Genomic DNA, 15,424 nt, shown 5'->3' with positions numbered 1-15,424 from the left:
TTCTGCCGTAAAAATGAGGCGACCTGTCTTCGCAGGTACGCTGGCACAATCAGTGCTTTGATTCACTGCATGAGCACGATGCCCCCCTCTCCCCGTGAATTTTCAGGACTCGATTGCCTGTCGACTGGTGCGATGGTGCTGGATGCGACTGACCATATCCGCTATGTCAATCCGGCAACCGAAACGCTGCTCGGCATATCTGGCGTGCTTTTGATCGGTAGCGCATTCCGGCAGATGTTCGAGCTGAGTCCGGAGCTGCTGGCAGCGACCCAGACTGCGCGTACGCAGCAGGAAACCGTGATCGAGTACGAGATCGATGTGGCCGTAAGCGGGCATCCGCCTATCCGCCTCGGATGCAGCATTTCGCCGCTGGAACAACCCGTCGACACGCTGCTGATCGAAATGCGCGCGGTAGATCCGCATTTGCGGATTACCCGCCTGGAGCAGGCGCGCATGCAGCAGGAGGCCAATCGCGAGCTGCTGCGCAATTTGGCGCACGAAATCAAGAATCCGCTGGGCGGTATCCGTGGGGCGGCCCAATTGCTGGAACATGAATTGCCACGCGAGTCGCTGCGCGAATACACCCAGGTCATCATCAAGGAGTCGGATCGCTTGCAGTCGCTGCTGGAGCGCCTGTTGACACCACACAGAACGCCCCATTTTGGTGCGGTCAATATCCACGAAGTGCTTGAAAGGGTGCGTAGTCTGGTCCTGGCTGAAACCCCCACCATGACTGTGCGGCGCGATTACGACATCAGCCTGCCCGAGATTCGTGCAGATGTGGAGCAATTGATCCAGGCCACGCTCAATATCGCGCGCAATGCGATCCAGGCCATGCACGGTCAGGGAACGGTCATTTTCAAAACCCGGGTGGCGCGGCAGAGCACGCTGGAAAGCCGGCGTAATCAACTGGGCATGCGGATCGACATCATCGACGATGGTCCCGGCATTCCGGAAGATATCCGCGGGCAGATTTTCTATCCGCTGGTGTCGGGGCGCGAAGGCGGCAGTGGTTTGGGCCTGGCCGTGTCGCAGACGCTGGTCGCGCAAAACCACGGCACCATCGATTGTGAAAGTCGCCCGGGCTGCACGGTCTTTTCTATTTTTCTTCCACTTCCCACCTGAGTCCCATGGCGAAATCTACTTGTGTCTGGATTGTTGACGACGACCGTTCCATTCGTTGGGTGCTCGAAAAAGCCATGCAGCGCGAGAATATTCCGTGCATGGTTTTCAATTCGGCGAGCGATGCGCTACGCGAACTGGAACGCAGTCAGCCAGCCGTGGTGTTGTCCGATATTCGCATGCCGGGGGCGAGCGGCCTGGAGTTGCTGCAGGCACTGAAGGAGCGCCTGCCCAAAGTGCCGGTCATCATCATGACCGCCTATTCCGATCTCGACAGTGCGGTGGCGGCATTTCAGGGCGGCGCGTTCGAATATCTGCCGAAACCGTTTGACGTCGACCAGGCGCTGGAACTGGTGCAGCGCGCGCTGGCTGAAACCGCCAGCAGCGATGTGCTGCAGGGGAGCGATGTGCCAGCGCCTGAAATCCTCGGTCAGGCGCCCGCCATGCAGGAGGTGTTCCGCGCCATCGGCCGGCTGGCACACTCGCATGCCACCGTGCTGATCACGGGCGAATCCGGCAGCGGCAAGGAACTGGTGGCGCAGGCGCTGCACCGCCACAGCCCGCGTGCCAGCGGGGCGTTCATTGCACTCAATACCGCCGCCATTCCCAAGGATTTACTGGAGTCCGAACTGTTCGGCCATGAACGCGGCGCGTTCACCGGCGCAGCGGCGCAACGGCGCGGCCGGTTCGAACAGGCTGACGGCGGCACGCTGTTTCTGGACGAGATCGGCGACATGCCTGCCGAACTGCAAACCCGTTTGCTGCGGGTGTTGTCGGATGGCCAGTTCTACCGGGTAGGCGGCCATTCGCCGATCAAGGTGAACGTACGCGTGATTGCCGCGACCCACCAGGATCTGGAAGTGCGGGTGCGCGAAGGCCTGTTCCGCGAAGACCTGTTCCACCGCCTCAACGTGATCCGCCTGCGTTTGCCGGCTTTGCGCGAACGGCGCGAAGACATTCCGCTGCTGGTGCGTCACTTCATGCAGAAAAGTGCACGCGAGCTGGGGATGGAAGCCAAGGGCATGTCGGATGCGGCGCTTAAATCCCTGATGAGCCTACCGTGGAGCGGCAATGTGCGTCAGCTCGAAAACGTCAGCCACTACCTGACCGTGATGGCGCCAGGCCAAGTCGTTGAAGTGGGGGACTTGCCCGCCGACCTGATGCTGAGCACGGCCAGCCCGGCTACCGGCGACTGGTTGCAAAGCCTGGCCTCCGAAGCCAGCGCGCGTCTGGCGCGTGGGGATGCGGCCATTCTGGACGACCTGACCCAGGCTTATGAGAAGACCTTGATCGAAGTCGCGCTAAGGCATACCGCAGGGCGACGCATCGAGGCGGCCCACTTGTTGGGCTGGGGGCGCAATACGCTGACGCGGAAAATTCACGAACTGGGAATGGATCACGAAGCCGGTGCGGATGAAGGCAAATGAGCGCCGCCTGAAGGACAGCAGGGCCACAAAAAAGCCGACTTCGCGCCGGCTTTTTTGTGGCTGGACAGCAATCAGGCAGCTTGGGCTTCTTCCAGAACTTTCTGGATTTCGCCCTTCTGGTACATCTCGATCATGATGTCGCAACCGCCGACCAGTTCGCCTTTGACATACAGCTGCGGGAAGGTCGGCCAGTTGGCGTAGTACTTCAGGTTTTCAAAAATTTCCGGATCGGCCAGCACGTTCACCGCCAGAAAATCCTTCACGCCGCAGGCTTGCAGCACTTGTGCAGCACGCGAGGAGAAGCCGCACTGCGGAAACTGGGGCGTGCCTTTCATGTAGAGCACAACGGTGTTGTTGGTGACTTGGTCACGGATACGGTCGAGAGGGGTGGTCATGACGGGCTCCTGATGAATACCTGAGTGGAATGGTCGGGAATTATACGCCCGGTAAAACGCGCGTCAAGCAGGTTTGGGCGCTTCGCTATCCTGTTCCGTGCGGATAAATGCCTTGTGAAACAAATGCGGGATCAGCAGGTGCGCCGGCATCCTGAGCCAGTGGGCGCGGACGTAGGCGGCCAGGCGGGCTGCCGGAGTGTACGCGTCCGCACAACTGGCGTGAGACGGCGCCAGCACGCGGGTAAAAACGCGGTCCATCAAGGCGAGCGTGAAGCGACCGGGCGCCGCGGCTTGCAGCGCAGCGAATGCGCTGTCGGGAACCGGCGTGTCGAGGAAATACTGCACATAGCGCAAGGCGTAGAACAGCGAACGTCCCAGTTGCAGTTCCTCGGCGCGGGCGCACAGATGCGTCCAGAATTCAGGCGCCGTCGCGGCATCGCGCAACAACAGATCGAGGTCGGTGAGATCGCGCAGCCCGTGCGGCAATTCCCCGTCGTGAAACAAATGCGTTGCGGAATGCAGGATGCGGTCTTCCGCCGCTAGCACGTGAATGCCGGGCAAGCCCGCCACGGCGACGGCGCGGCTGCGGAGCTTGCCGGAATCGGGGTGGTAGCGCGCAGTGTCGGGGAGAATGGCGTGGTGGACATCAATCACCGTGGCCCGCTGCATGTGCTGCATGGGTGGGATTTCATGCATCCAGCGGCGGTAGTAACGCTGGTCGTAGGCCGAGAGGCCGGTGGGGTGCCAACCCGCCAGCATCAGCGCAGCTTCAACCTGGTTCAATTGTTCGCGCGGCACCAGAATGTCGATGTCGTTGAACAGGCGGCCGGCCGCCGCCGGGAGGTCCGCCATGACATAGGCGCCGCCCTTCAGTACGACGACGGGAATTGCCATGCCTGCCAGTGCCTGCTGGATCTGGGCGACTTCCCAGCGCACCGCCAGCTGCTGCTTGTCGGCTAGCGTGGCAGCCGCGTCGAAGTGCCAGCGTGCGACGTCCGGGATGCGCTCAAGCAGATGATGCTGAGCAAGCACATGACGGATGCGTGCCAGCAAACCCGAACTGCGCGCCTGCCGGATCAGCAAGTCCCAGTCGGCCATCGAATAGCGGCGCAGCGATTCAGGGTCGCGCAGAATGGCCGAAACCCGATCCTGCGACCGGGCGGTGCGGGCGCTCTTAATCGACGTCATGCGGCGTGGCGGCCAAACGGTCAAAAGCGGCAACGGCTTCCGGCAGTTGGCTGTACTGAAAATCGTAACAGTCGACGTGCTCGATCAGCGTCGTGCCGACGCGGAAACCATCGGTGCCCAGATGGCTGTAGTTGAACGCGTTTTGTGCCAGAAACATGAAGGTCTGCGCTTTTGAGCGGGGGCTCAGCACGGTTTCAGCACCGGCGGTCCATTTGGGAAAAATCACCCAGCCGGGGCGCGCCGGTTCGTGTTGGCGTCGCACGCTTTCCCGCGGCGGACGCATGTGCGCAACCGTACCTTTGGCCGTGTCGTGCGAAGCGCGGTTGATGAAAGCCTCGAGCGAAAACCCGCGGATTACATCGATCGATTGGTTTTTCAGGCTGACCGGGCGCGGCAACGGGTGGATCAGCCCGCTGAGACGGTCGATCAGGGTGAGTTCGTCCGACAGCAGCCGCCAACCGGACAACACCAGACCGGCGGTCAGGGTGCTTTTGCCCGAACCGGGCGGAGCCGGCAGGATGGCCGCAAGGCCGTTTTTTTCAACGACCGCAGCGTGAATGATCAGGTACTGATGGGCATGCATGGACACGCACCAGTTCAACCCCCATTCCAGCATCGGATAGGCCTGATCCAGTGGCAGCGGTTTGAACGGCAGGCTGCCGTCGAACGAGAAATCCACTTGGGGACGCAACCAGCGTCGCAGCGTTGAAGGGGCGTTCAACTCGACGTGAAAGTCCGCAAATGCATGTCTGGAATCGCGTGTCTCGAACTGGCCGTACAGATCGACCAGACCCTTGGCGACCGAGGGAATGCGGGACTGCACGCGGAGGGAGAATGGCCCCGTGCGTAGCCACACGCCGGGCCCGCTGAGCCGCTGTTGCAGCTCGGAGGGGGACAGCTGAAGCAGTTTCATGGGATTTCCAGCAGGCCCAGTTGGCGCAGGCTGGCGAGCGATTCCTGAGTCAGCGCGGAGAGATGCGTACTGCCGGGCAACTCGATTTCAGACATCAGGACTGCTTCGAGCTCGTGGACAGACAGGCCGGGATTGTTCTGGACCAGCTGGAACAGGGTCAGGGTGAATGGGGCAAGGAAATGCGTATCGCCCGAGGCTGTGTCAAATACAACAGCCTCGTCCCCGAACGATTTGATGCGAAAGCGTGCCAAGCGCGCTGTGGGCGGTGATTGAGAAATCCCGGGTGGCCTGGACGGCCTTAGTGGAACGTGCCCTGAATATATTGCACGATTTGTGCGGACGACCAGTGCACATTGGCGGTGGGCTCAAAATAGCCCTTGGTCGCCCACTCGTTCCACATATTGATGACGTCGGATTCCGAGAGGATGGGCGTGAGGCCGCTTCTGGCATTCAGCAAGGCGGCCACAATGTGCATGCCCAGATTGTCCCGGTCGGACAGTCCCCAGGGATTGCTGCCATCGTTCGCCATCATGACCTGCATCATGGTGAGTGACGTCGGCGCGCTGATCGGGTTGCTGTCGAAGTCGGCCAGGAAGCTGCTGCCGATGCCATTGGTCACCAGGCCGAAGATTGGATGGAACAGGGTGCCGCCCGACCACTTGTCGGCTAGATTGCATTGATCCGAACAGGAACCAGGCAAGTAGGGCTCCGCCCATTGTTCCGGATGCTGTTTCCAGTAGCCGGGGGACCTGCCGCTGCAGGTCGTCGGCGTGCCATGCTGGCTCAAATTGCCCGAGCAGGCGGCTGACGGCGTGACGCACTGGCCGGCCAGAACCGGACGGCTGGCGAGGGTCAAAATGGCCGAAACGCCGAGGGCTGCACCAGCCAGCTTGCGGCGGGATTGATCGACAGAAACGGGTTGGGGCGCTTCGGGCTGGATATCGGCAGTATCGGGTGTGTGATCAGACATGGCAGACCTCGGTAGGCGTTTAATTTTGTATCCAACGATAGAGCAAGAATCGCTCCAGCTTACCGTAAACCGGGCTGAGATGCCCATGCGACGTAGCATGGGCATCTGAAATTCGGTTTGCATTGCGCGCGAGTGTAAATTATTTCGACACTTGGCCACCGCTGACACGCGGGATTCCCGCCAGATCGTTCCAGCTTTGCGGCGAGGCGATGCCGCTCTGTTGCAGCAGGGAGCTGACGGCGGTTGCCTGATCATGGCCATGTTCGAGCAGCAGGGCGCCGCCGGGCTGGAGGTGCGCGCAAGCGGCTGCGATCAGCCGGCGCAGGTCATCGAGTCCGTCGGCACCGGAAGCGAGCGCGGCAAGCGGCTCAAAACGCACATCGCCCCGGGCCAGATGGGGGTCGGCTGCGGCGATGTAGGGTGGGTTGCTGACAATCAGATCGAAACGTCGCTCGCCGATTGCGCTGAACCAGTCGCTCACCAGAAACTCGACACGTGTGTCGAGCAATTCGGCATTGCGCTGGGCCATCGCAAGTGCCGCCGGGGAACGGTCGACTGCCGTCACCCGGGCGAGCGGCCGTTCCAGCGCCAGGGTGAGGGCGATGCAGCCGCTGCCGGTACCGAGATCCAGTACCGCTACGGCCTGCTCGGGCGGGATGCGCGCAAGCGCCAGCTCAACCAGCAGTTCGGTGTCGGGCTGCGGAATCAGTACCGCGTCCGAAACCAGGAAGGGGCGGCCATAAAACTCGCGGCGGCCGGTGAGGTAGGCAATGGGGACGCCGCGCAGTCGCTGCGCCAGCAGGGTCTGGAACGCATCGATCTGCCGTTTGGGCACCGCATCGGTATCGTGTGCAATCAGCCAGGCGGGCTCGACCCCCAGTACATGCGCGGCCAGCACGCGGGCATCGAGCCGTGCGTCGCGGCGGGGCAGATCGAGCGCGGTGGCGATGCAGGTCGTAGCGTCGTCGATCAGGCCCGTGACCGTAGGCTCGGTCATGGCACTTCAGCCCTCGCCCGACAGCGTCGCCAGTAACTCGGCCTGATGTTCGGCCGCCAGGGCGTCCAGTAATTCGGTGAGATCGCCATCCATCATCGCGTCGATCTTGTACAGCGTGAGGTTGATGCGGTGGTCGGTGATGCGCCCCTGCGGAAAATTGTAGGTGCGGATACGGTCGGAGCGGTCGCCGGTGCCGATCAGGCTTTTGCGGGTGCTGGCTTCCAGCGCGTGCTGGGCCTGCAGTTCGCGATCTTTCAGGCGCGCGGCCAGCACGCTCATCGCCTGCGCGCGGTTGCGGTGCTGCGAGCGGTCGTCCTGGCATTCGACCACGAGGCCTGTTGGCAGATGGGTGATGCGGACGGCGGAATCGGTTTTGTTGATGTGCTGGCCGCCCGCACCGGAAGCGCGATAGGTGTCGATGCGCAAATCCGCCGGGTTGATATTGATTTCGGCCACTTCATCGGCTTCCGGCATCACCGCGACGGTGCAGGCCGACGTGTGGATGCGGCCCTGCGATTCGGTTTCGGGCACGCGCTGTACGCGGTGGCCACCCGATTCGAACTTGAGTCGTGAATACGCGCCCGCGCCGACGATACGCAGGATGATTTCCTTGTAGCCACCCACCTCGCCGGGGTTTTCCGAGACGATTTCGACTTTCCAGCCCTGTCGTTCCGCATAGCGGGTGTACAGGCGCGCAAGGTTGCCGGCGAACAGCGCCGATTCGTCGCCGCCGGTGCCCGCGCGAATTTCCAGAAAGATGTTGCGATCGTCGTTGGGGTCTTTCGGCAACAGCGCGGTTTGCAGATCGGTTTCCAGTTGTGCGATGCGGGTTGCGCTGTCGACAAGTTCGGCCTCGGCGAGCTCGCGCATGTCGGGATCGGCCAGCATCTCGGTCGCTGTCTTCTGGTCGGCTTCGGCCAGCCGGTATTGGCGATACAGCGCCACCACGGGATCGAGGTCGGCGCGTTCGCGGGTGAATTTGCGGTAGGTCTCCATGTCGCCGGCGATTTCCGGCTGCGACAACAGGGCGTCGAGTTCCGCCAGCCGCTCGTCGGCGCGAGCGAGCTTGTCTTGTAAAGAGGCTTTCATTCCCGCGCAGCCCTTATTTGTCTGGCCCCAGCCCGTAAAGCTGCTTGATCAGGCGGGCGAACTGATCGCGCTCGGCGCTGCTGGCATGGTTCAAGGCGTGGGTCGGGGCGTGTAGCAGCTTGTTGGCGAGCGCGTGGCTCATCGCGTCGAGCACGGCGCGCGGATCTTCGCCGCGCGCCAGGGCTTTTTCGGCCTTCTCGATTTCATGACGGCGATGGCGGTCGGCGTTGTCGCGCAGGGCGCGGATCACCGGCACCAGTTCGCGGCCTTCCATCCAGTGGACGAAGCTTTCGACGCTGGTTTCGATGATTGCCTCGGCCTGCGCGACTTGCGCGACGCGGGTGTCCATGCCTTCGCGCACCACTTCCCCGAGGTCGTCCACGCTGTAGAGGAAGACGTCATCCATGGTGGCGACTTCGGCTTCGACGTCGCGCGGCACCGCCAGGTCGACGATGAAGATCGGGCGGTGGCGGCGCTGTTTGATGGCGCGTTCCAGCATGCCCTTGCCCAGAATCGGCAACGGGCTGGCGGTGGAGGTGATGATGATGTCGTGGGCGGCGACTTCGTCCGGCAACGCGGTGAGCGGGATCACCCCGGCGTTGAAGCGCTCGGCCAGCGGACGCGCACGCTCGGCAGTGCGGTTGGCCACGGTCATGCGGCGCGGATGCTGCGCGGCGAAGTGCGTCATGCACAACTCGATCATTTCGCCGGCGCCGATGAACAGGCAGGCCTGCGCTTTCACACTGGGGAAAATGCGCTCGGCGAGGCGCACGGCAGCGGCAGCCATCGAGACCGAATTGGCGCCGATTTCGGTGCTGCTGCGCACTTCCTTGGCGACCGAGAAGGTGCGCTGGAACAGCTTGTGCAGCAGCAGGCCGAGGGTGCCGGCTTCTTCGGCGGTGGCCACTGCCTGTTTCATCTGGCCGAGGATCTGGGTTTCGCCCAGCACCATCGAATCGAGGCCGGCGGCGACGCGGAACGCGTGCTGTGCTGCCTTTTCGCGCGGCAGGGCATACAGATAGGGGGCCAGTTCGCGGCGTTCGATATGGTGGAAATCCGCCAGCCATTGCGTCACGTTTTCGGGGGAAGGGGTGTTGACGTACAACTCGGTGCGGTTGCAGGTCGACAGGATCGCTGCCTCGGATGCATGCTGGTTCTGCGTCAGCTCGCGCAGCGCCAGCCCCAGCTTTTCGGGGCCGAATGCCACCTGCTCGCGGATGGCGAGCGGTGCGGTGTGATGGTTGACCCCAAGGGCGAGAAGCTGCATGACGGCAGGCGGCCGAAAAACAAAGGCCGCTATTTTACCTGCTCCCGCTAGGCGGGGCGCGTTTGCGTGGCGGCATCAAAGCGCAAACGGTCGTAATAGCGGCCGCGATACAGCAATCTGCGGTGGCCGGGCGAATCGGAAAACCCGTTGCGGGTATGCAGTACGTTGTTGCAGATGAGCCCCATGCCGGGCGTCATCCGTGCGGTCAGTGTGTATTCCGAATCAGCGAGAATCTCGCTCAGCGTTTTGACGGCAGCCTGTGTGACCGGATCGGCCTTCCAGACGATCGAGCGGGTGCGCGCGGTGTAGCGCATGTAGAGAAATCCGAGTTCGGGGTCGACGGCAAATACCGGGCCGGACTGTTCGGCGCGGGCGATGTTGTCCTCGTCCATGCGCGCGGGAATGGTCATTGCGTCTGGTTGCATCAGCGCGGCGATGAAGTCCGGGTTGATGTCGCGCAGCTGGATGTAGGCGATTTCGTGGTCGAGCAGAGCGTTCTCGCCACCCGTTTCGGCATCCTGCGCGCAGTGCAGCGTCATGCCGAGAATGCGCCGGTCGAGCGTGTTGTAGTAGCCGTCGGTGTGCCAGTTGATCGGCTTGTGGGTGTAGGGAATGAACTCGCCGCGTGGGCTGGCTTCGTCGTCGCTCGGCGTGATGCTCGACAGGCCATCCTCGTCGGCGAGGTAATTGCCTTCGAGCCGGTGCAGCCCGAGTTGCTGCGCGAGCAGTCGGGGCAGCGATTTGTCGGCTGCGGGCAGGTGGGGGGCGTGATAGAACGCCATGTTGGCGCGCCAGCAGGCGGCGGCAAGGGCAGTAGTTTCGGCAGCCGTCAGGGCGCGCGGATCGGCCAGCGGCACGATCAGCTCGTCTACTTTTCTGGGGTAGGTTGCGAGCTTGGTTGCGCGCCAGGCGCGGTAGCACATGGTGTCTGCGAGGTCGAACGGCGAAGCCATGCGATCCTTATTCCGGCGGCAGCATGTCGGGCGAGCCGAAGCCACGCTTGACCGGCGCGTCGGACAGCAAGCCCTTGAAGCTCTTGCGCACCGTGCCCATCATTTCGGGCATTTCGATATCCATGATCTGGTCCATCACCCAGGTCTTGTCGTTGTCGCCCATTTCGTCGCGGATCTGCAGGCCGAGAAAACGCAGGGCCGGGAAGCTGGCGCGTTCGTCGTCGGGGAACTCGAATTCGCTGTAGTCGGCAAAACGACGGTTGAGGAAATCGATGAATTCCTGCTTGTAGTTGCGCGGATCGTTCTTGCCGACCACTTCGCGCACGTTCTGCTCCATCACCTCGCCGAGCTTGTTGCTGAGCGCCTGCAGGACGGCCAGGCGGCGTTCCGGCGACAGCGAACCATACGCCATGCGATCGCAGTAATGCGCCAGAAATGCAAGAAATTCGGCAATCAGCTTGAAGCCACGCTCGGGCGTGATGATGTCGTAGTTCTCGCGGCCCAGATTGTCGATGGCCTTGTCGGCTACGCGCCAGGTGGTCGTGGCCACGGCCGAGGCAATTTCTTCAGCGCTGCGGTCGCCGTCTTTCTTGAACCAGATGGTTTTGACGCGGATGGGCATGGCCATAATTTATTCTCCTGTGGCAACGGGGCGGGCAGGATCGGTGATCCACTCGCTCCAGGAGCCGGGGTAAAGCCGTGAACCGGGAAGGCCGGCGATTTCCATCGCCAGAATGTTGTGGCAGGCGGTTACGCCGGAGCCGCACATGTGCAGCACCTGCCAGGCCGGACGGCCTTTAAGCAGCGCCTGGTAGTTTTCGCGCAGCGCCTCGGGCGGCAGATAGGTGCCGTCTACATCCAGGTTCTCGTCGAACGGATAATTGATGGCGCCAGGCACGTGGCCGGCCACCGGATCAAGCGGTTCGTATTCGCCGCTGAAGCGGCGATCCGGGCGCGCATCGATGATGAGTTGTGCGCCGGAGTGCGACGCCTGGAGGATTTCATCCGCAGTCACTATCTGGCTGGGTTCCGGCAGGCAGGCACACGCAGCGCGGTGCGGCACGGGCTGTTCGGCATTGACCGGGCGCTTCTCGCGTACCCATTTCGGGTAGCCGCCATCCAGCAAGGCCACGCCGGGGTGGCCGAGCCAGCGCATCATCCACCACAGCCGGGTCGCCATGGAACCGTAGCTGTCGTCATACACCACGACCTGCTTGTTGACCCCGACGCCCCACGCGCAAAGTCTCTCAGCCAGCGCGCGCGGGTCAGGCAGCGGATGACGCCCGCTGGTTTCGTTGACGGGGGCAGACAGGTCGTTGTCCAGGTGCACATAGCGTGCGCCCGGAATGTGGGCCTTGTCGTAGGCGAGCTTTCCGCCATCGGGGTCGGTCAGGGTGAAGCGGCAATCCAGGATGACCCAATTCGGGTCGTCCAGATGGGCGGCCAGATCTTCTGTGGTGACGAGGGTGTTGCTGAACATGGAGGTGCTGCCTTGAAAGTCGGGAGTGGAGAGCCGTGCGTACAGACGCCCGGCTCTCGGCTCCGGGCTCTGCTATCGATTAGTAGCCGCCCTTGCCAAACGGCTTCGGCAGGCCGGCGACGCGGCAGCCTTGGCGAGCGGGCATGTTGGGGAACAGCTCGTAGAGCTTTTTCTTCCAGTCCACGCCTTCATGCAGTTCATCGAGTTCGGCAACCATGTTGCGGAAGTTCGGGGTCTGGCCGTCTTCTTTATACTTTTCACGCAGATAGTTGACGACTTGCCAGTGCTCGTCGGTCAGCTTGATGCCTTCGGCCTCGGCGATGACAGGGACAATTTCGTCGCTGAAATTGGCTTCCAGCAGGAAGTTTTCTTCCCCGGTTTCGAGCTCTTCGCCGTTCAACATGTAACCCATGATTCCTACTCCTTTTCGGTTGGTTGCAAAATGAAAATGCTAAATATTGGCCTGAACAACAGCCGCAATGGATTTGTGCGGGATGAAAATTCCGCAACCCAGCAAACGGTTTCGACCCATTCCTTCATCCTGCAGCTGCAGGGATTTGTGTGGGGGAACGTCGTGCAGCATCAGGCTGTAGCCAAATAATGGCCCGGACGCGCTTTTCAAGGTTTGCCGCTTGCCGCAGATAAACCCGCAGCGGATCTGGAAATGACCATCCAGTTCGCGCATGACATCCTGCACGAATTGTTCTTCACTGGCGCTGCCCGTGTCAACGAAATGGGCATAGATGTTGCCGAACGGGCTGAAAGCGCGCGTTTTGAAATTGCCGATTTGCAGATCGTGGCCGGCCAGATCCAGCGTCTTACCCACCAGCTGCTGCAGATCGTCCACTCGCGATTTCGGGGCGCGCAGAAACAGCTTGGTACGCCGGTTGATGTGGAGCGACGTGTCGCCCGTATTGGTTTCAGCCCCTTTGAGGTGCTGAATGCCGATGCGGTCGTCGTCGCCCAGCCAAGGCAACTGGGTGAGCAGGGCTTCTGACAGCAACAGTGCGTTGTCAGAAGGGATGGTCGCGCCCACCAGATCGAACTGGAGATCGATCATGTCGGGAATGTATTCCTCTGGCTTGTCTTCAGGCCAACTCGCCCAGTTCACGGTGCATCTCCGGCATGTTCTTTCGCCCATGCCTGCATGATATCGGCCCATTTCTGGGCGCTGCCCGGATCGACCTCGAAAATGGTGAATCGCTTGTTCTCACGGATGCGAATGCGCAGGAAAGGAACGCCACCCGATTCGTGGACAAAATTCTGGAACTCGATTTCCTGGCCGCCAAACGGGAGTCGAAACTTGTCGATTGAAGTGGTTTCAGGCATGGGACTCAATTCAGGCGTGATTGATGAAAATAGTGCTGGCGAGATCAATATTGATGCCTGCCCCAGATTGCGTGGGCAGGACGGCAATTCAACCCTGTTTTGGACAGGGGCTTGCATCCACCACAATATTTTAATACTCTTATGGATTCTTGTGGCGGACATGCGTTGGGGGAGTAATGTCTCACGCTTTGCGTCAATAAGGCATTACCGAATTGGGCAAACTTGCCTACTTCGCTTGGGTGGTTGTCAACCTACCCACATGGAGTAGTTCGTTTACCCAAGAGAATGATGGTGGTGCGGCTGCCGAGCCAATACGATGATGGAATACCGTTGGGCAGTCGCCTGAGCGGGCATTTCGAAATTTCTTAGGAGAGAAGACCATGGCAAAGCAAATGATTGATACGCCCAATCTGGACCAACTCGAAAGCGGCCCGTGGCCCAGTTTCGTGACTGGCCTGAAGCGTTTGGCTAAAGACAACGACATGATGGTTGACCTGATGGGTCAGCTGGAAACGTCGTACAAGACCAAGTTTGGCTACTGGAAGGGCGGTACGGTGGGTGTGTTCGGCTACGGCGGTGGCGTGATTCCCCGTTTCACCGAGTTGAAAGACGAAAACCACAACCCGCTGTTCCCCGAGGCGGCCGAGTTCCATACCCTGCGCGTGCAACCGCCGGCAGGCATGCATTACAGCTCCGATCTGCTGCGGAAAATGTGTGACGTGTGGTCCGAAAAAGGTGGTTCGGGTCTGATCGCGTTCCATGGCCAGTCCGGCGACATCATGTTCCAGGGCATCAAGACCGCTGATGTGCAGGGCGCGTTCGATGCCTTCAACGAAATGGGCTTCGACCTGGGTGGTGCGGGCCCTGCGCTGCGTACCTCGATGTCCTGTGTTGGCGCGTCGCGTTGCGAAATGTCTTGCTATGACGAAGCCAAGGCGCTACGTACTGTCATTAACAACAATCTGGACGACATGCACCGTCCTTCGCTGCCCTACAAGTTCAAGTTCAAGTTCTCGGGTTGCCCGAATGACTGCATGAACGCAATTCAGCGTTCCGACATGGCAACCATTGGCACTTGGCGCGACAACATCCGCGTCAACGAAGCTCAGGTCCAGGATTACTACAAGGCGCACGGCATGACCGATCTGGTCAATGACGTGGTCAGCAAATGCCCGACCAAGGCGATTACCCTGGTCAAGGCAAGTGATGTCAAAGCCTCTGCAAGCGTGTCGGTTGCCAATCTGGGTGACGGCAACGCAATGTGCATCGACAACAAAAACTGCGTGCGTTGCATGCATTGTCTGAACGTTATCCCTGGTGGTCTGCTGCCGGGTAACGACAAGGGTGTGTCGATCCTGGTGGGTGGCAAGGGTGTGCTGAAGATCGGCGCTTCCATGGGCACCGTCGTGATCCCGTTCATGAAGCTTGAGTCCGACGAGGACTTCGAAAAACTGAACGAACTGGCTCGCAACATTCTCGACTTCTTCGCCGAAAATGCGCTGGAGCACGAGCGTACGGGTGAGATGATTGAGCGTATTGGTCTGACCAATTTCCTTGAAGGCCTGGATATTCCGGTTGACCCCAACATGATCAACGCGCCGCGTTCCAATCCTTACTTCCGTTCCGATGACTGGGATGAGCAAGTCGAGAAGTGGAACGAGTACAAGCAGTCCGCTGCTTAAGGTTTTACTTGTCGCGGGTTCGGTATGTGCCGGGCCTGTGGATTGAATCAGCTTGATGCATTAATTTAGTCGGAGAAATAACATGGCAGAACTGCGTCCGCCTATCGAATCCGGTGCACCGGATCCGATGCCCTACATGCACCCCGTGATGGTGAAAAACTATGGCAAGTGGGCTTTCCACAGCCATCCGAAGCCGGGTGTTCTGTATCACCGTGCCGAATCAGGCGACGAAGTCTGGACGGTCAAGGCCGGTACGGCTCGCCAGATGGATCACTACACCATTCGCGAGCTGGCTGATATCGCCGATCAGTATGGTGATGGTTTTGTGCGTTTCACCGCGCGTTCCAACATCGAATACATGGTTGCTGATGGTGCCAAGGTCGAGCCGCTGATCAAGGCGCTGAACGACAAGGGCTACCCCATCGGCGGTACCGCTAACTCGGTGTCCATGATTGCGCACACCCAGGGTTGGTTGCACTGCGACATTCCGGGTACCGACGCTTCTGGCGTGGTCAAGGCGCTGATGGATGAGCTGTACGACGACTTCGTCAAGTGCGAGATGCCTAACCGCGTCAAGCTGTCCACCTCCTGCTGCGAAATCAACTGCGGCGG

General features: G+C 60.9%; 17 protein-coding genes and 1 pseudogene. 4 read left to right on the top strand and 14 right to left on the bottom strand.

The window, feature by feature from the left end; translation table 11 throughout:
* Nucleotides 1–69: 69 nt before the first annotated feature.
* Nucleotides 70–1,125: a nitrogen regulation protein NR(II) gene (glnL, locus tag IV098_RS12085; protein ID WP_296889426.1), complete on the top strand. Its 1,056-nt coding sequence runs from the start codon at nucleotides 70–72 to the stop codon at nucleotides 1,123–1,125.
* A 5-nt stretch (nucleotides 1,126–1,130) separates the two neighbouring features.
* Nucleotides 1,131–2,549 carry a nitrogen regulation protein NR(I) gene (ntrC, locus tag IV098_RS12080; RefSeq protein WP_296889424.1) on the top strand — a complete coding sequence of 473 codons (1,419 nt, stop codon included), beginning with the start codon at nucleotides 1,131–1,133 and terminating at the stop codon, nucleotides 2,547–2,549.
* Nucleotides 2,550–2,620: 71 nt separating this feature from the next.
* Here the strand turns inward: ntrC and grxD are convergent, their stop codons facing one another.
* From grxD to IV098_RS12010, 14 genes are all read right to left on the bottom strand, one after another.
* Nucleotides 2,621–2,944: a Grx4 family monothiol glutaredoxin gene (gene grxD / locus IV098_RS12075; RefSeq protein ID WP_296889423.1), complete on the bottom strand. Its 324-nt coding sequence runs from the start codon at nucleotides 2,942–2,944 to the stop codon at nucleotides 2,621–2,623.
* A gap of 63 nt (nucleotides 2,945–3,007) precedes the next feature.
* On the bottom strand, nucleotides 3,008–4,132 hold the full coding sequence (locus IV098_RS12070; RefSeq protein WP_296889422.1) for a nucleotidyltransferase family protein: 1,125 nt from the start codon (nucleotides 4,130–4,132) through the stop codon (nucleotides 3,008–3,010).
* A complete protein-coding gene (locus tag IV098_RS12065) occupies nucleotides 4,119–5,045 on the bottom strand; it encodes an HprK-related kinase A (protein ID WP_296889421.1) in 927 nt (308 codons plus the stop codon). Before IV098_RS12065 ends, IV098_RS12070 begins: the two co-directional genes overlap by 14 nt.
* The gene (locus tag IV098_RS12060) at nucleotides 5,042–5,296 is read right to left on the bottom strand and encodes an HPr-rel-A system PqqD family peptide chaperone (RefSeq protein ID WP_296889419.1); all 255 of its coding nucleotides are present in this window, start codon (nucleotides 5,294–5,296) and stop codon (nucleotides 5,042–5,044) included. Before IV098_RS12060 ends, IV098_RS12065 begins: the two co-directional genes overlap by 4 nt.
* Nucleotides 5,297–5,343: 47 nt before the next feature.
* On the bottom strand, nucleotides 5,344–6,015 hold the full coding sequence (locus IV098_RS12055) for a hypothetical protein (protein WP_296889417.1): 672 nt from the start codon (nucleotides 6,013–6,015) through the stop codon (nucleotides 5,344–5,346).
* 139 nt (nucleotides 6,016–6,154) lie between these two features.
* Nucleotides 6,155–7,012: a peptide chain release factor N(5)-glutamine methyltransferase gene (gene prmC, locus IV098_RS12050; RefSeq protein ID WP_296889415.1), complete on the bottom strand. Its 858-nt coding sequence runs from the start codon at nucleotides 7,010–7,012 to the stop codon at nucleotides 6,155–6,157.
* Nucleotides 7,013–7,018: 6 nt separating this feature from the next.
* The gene (gene prfA, locus IV098_RS12045) at nucleotides 7,019–8,101 is read right to left on the bottom strand and encodes a peptide chain release factor 1 (protein WP_296889413.1); all 1,083 of its coding nucleotides are present in this window, start codon (nucleotides 8,099–8,101) and stop codon (nucleotides 7,019–7,021) included.
* Nucleotides 8,102–8,114: 13 nt separating this feature from the next.
* Complete coding sequence (gene hemA, locus IV098_RS12040) at nucleotides 8,115–9,368, bottom strand: glutamyl-tRNA reductase (RefSeq protein ID WP_296889412.1); 1,254 nt, start codon at nucleotides 9,366–9,368, stop codon at nucleotides 8,115–8,117.
* Between the two features lie 47 nt (nucleotides 9,369–9,415).
* Nucleotides 9,416–10,321 (bottom strand): TauD/TfdA family dioxygenase, encoded by a 906-nt coding sequence (locus tag IV098_RS12035; RefSeq protein ID WP_296889410.1) that lies wholly within the window; start codon nucleotides 10,319–10,321, stop codon nucleotides 9,416–9,418.
* A 7-nt stretch (nucleotides 10,322–10,328) separates the two neighbouring features.
* Nucleotides 10,329–10,949: a hypothetical protein gene (locus IV098_RS12030; RefSeq protein WP_296889407.1), complete on the bottom strand. Its 621-nt coding sequence runs from the start codon at nucleotides 10,947–10,949 to the stop codon at nucleotides 10,329–10,331.
* Between the two features lie 3 nt (nucleotides 10,950–10,952).
* Complete coding sequence (locus IV098_RS12025; RefSeq protein WP_296889406.1) at nucleotides 10,953–11,801, bottom strand: sulfurtransferase; 849 nt, start codon at nucleotides 11,799–11,801, stop codon at nucleotides 10,953–10,955.
* A 79-nt stretch (nucleotides 11,802–11,880) separates the two neighbouring features.
* Complete coding sequence (locus IV098_RS12020) at nucleotides 11,881–12,213, bottom strand: TusE/DsrC/DsvC family sulfur relay protein (protein ID WP_296889405.1); 333 nt, start codon at nucleotides 12,211–12,213, stop codon at nucleotides 11,881–11,883.
* A gap of 39 nt (nucleotides 12,214–12,252) precedes the next feature.
* The gene (gene cas6 / locus IV098_RS12015; RefSeq protein WP_296889567.1) at nucleotides 12,253–12,861 is read right to left on the bottom strand and encodes a type I-MYXAN CRISPR-associated protein Cas6/Cmx6; all 609 of its coding nucleotides are present in this window, start codon (nucleotides 12,859–12,861) and stop codon (nucleotides 12,253–12,255) included.
* 47 nt (nucleotides 12,862–12,908) lie between these two features.
* Complete coding sequence (locus tag IV098_RS12010) at nucleotides 12,909–13,130, bottom strand: hypothetical protein (RefSeq protein WP_296889403.1); 222 nt, start codon at nucleotides 13,128–13,130, stop codon at nucleotides 12,909–12,911.
* A gap of 380 nt (nucleotides 13,131–13,510) precedes the next feature.
* Here IV098_RS12010 and dsrA point away from each other — a divergent pair, with 380 nt between their 5' ends.
* Together dsrA and IV098_RS12000 are read left to right on the top strand one after the other, a co-directional pair.
* Nucleotides 13,511–14,812 (top strand): dissimilatory-type sulfite reductase subunit alpha, encoded by a 1,302-nt coding sequence (gene dsrA, locus IV098_RS12005; protein WP_296889401.1) that lies wholly within the window; start codon nucleotides 13,511–13,513, stop codon nucleotides 14,810–14,812.
* Nucleotides 14,813–14,894: 82 nt separating this feature from the next.
* Nucleotides 14,895–15,424: pseudogene (locus IV098_RS12000) on the top strand (dissimilatory-type sulfite reductase subunit beta); the annotation flags it as partial.

The organism is Thiobacillus sp., from assembly GCF_018780105.1.
In the GTDB taxonomy this organism is placed as follows: Bacteria; Pseudomonadota; Gammaproteobacteria; order Burkholderiales; family Thiobacillaceae; genus Thiobacillus.
Note: the sequence above shows the minus strand (reverse complement) of the source record. Positions and strands in the feature narration are given on the sequence as shown.

What these genes read in the sequence shown, in the direction of transcription:
- glnL (WP_296889426.1), top strand. Translation starts at nt 70, where the DNA reads ATGAGCACGATGCCCCCCTCTCCCCGTGAATTTTCAGGACTCGATTGC.
- ntrC (WP_296889424.1), top strand. Translation starts at nt 1,131, where the DNA reads ATGGCGAAATCTACTTGTGTCTGGATTGTTGACGACGACCGTTCCATT.
- grxD (WP_296889423.1), bottom strand. Translation starts at nt 2,944, where the DNA reads ATGACCACCCCTCTCGACCGTATCCGTGACCAAGTCACCAACAACACC.
- IV098_RS12070 (WP_296889422.1), bottom strand. Translation starts at nt 4,132, where the DNA reads ATGACGTCGATTAAGAGCGCCCGCACCGCCCGGTCGCAGGATCGGGTT.
- IV098_RS12065 (WP_296889421.1), bottom strand. Translation starts at nt 5,045, where the DNA reads ATGAAACTGCTTCAGCTGTCCCCCTCCGAGCTGCAACAGCGGCTCAGC.
- IV098_RS12055 (WP_296889417.1), bottom strand. Translation starts at nt 6,015, where the DNA reads ATGTCTGATCACACACCCGATACTGCCGATATCCAGCCCGAAGCGCCC.
- prmC (WP_296889415.1), bottom strand. Translation starts at nt 7,012, where the DNA reads ATGACCGAGCCTACGGTCACGGGCCTGATCGACGACGCTACGACCTGC.
- prfA (WP_296889413.1), bottom strand. Translation starts at nt 8,101, where the DNA reads ATGAAAGCCTCTTTACAAGACAAGCTCGCTCGCGCCGACGAGCGGCTG.
- hemA (WP_296889412.1), bottom strand. Translation starts at nt 9,368, where the DNA reads ATGCAGCTTCTCGCCCTTGGGGTCAACCATCACACCGCACCGCTCGCC.
- IV098_RS12035 (WP_296889410.1), bottom strand. Translation starts at nt 10,321, where the DNA reads ATGGCTTCGCCGTTCGACCTCGCAGACACCATGTGCTACCGCGCCTGG.
- IV098_RS12030 (WP_296889407.1), bottom strand. Translation starts at nt 10,949, where the DNA reads ATGGCCATGCCCATCCGCGTCAAAACCATCTGGTTCAAGAAAGACGGC.
- IV098_RS12025 (WP_296889406.1), bottom strand. Translation starts at nt 11,801, where the DNA reads ATGTTCAGCAACACCCTCGTCACCACAGAAGATCTGGCCGCCCATCTG.
- IV098_RS12020 (WP_296889405.1), bottom strand. Translation starts at nt 12,213, where the DNA reads ATGGGTTACATGTTGAACGGCGAAGAGCTCGAAACCGGGGAAGAAAAC.
- cas6 (WP_296889567.1), bottom strand. Translation starts at nt 12,861, where the DNA reads ATGATCGATCTCCAGTTCGATCTGGTGGGCGCGACCATCCCTTCTGAC.
- IV098_RS12010 (WP_296889403.1), bottom strand. Translation starts at nt 13,130, where the DNA reads ATGCCTGAAACCACTTCAATCGACAAGTTTCGACTCCCGTTTGGCGGC.
- dsrA (WP_296889401.1), top strand. Translation starts at nt 13,511, where the DNA reads ATGGCAAAGCAAATGATTGATACGCCCAATCTGGACCAACTCGAAAGC.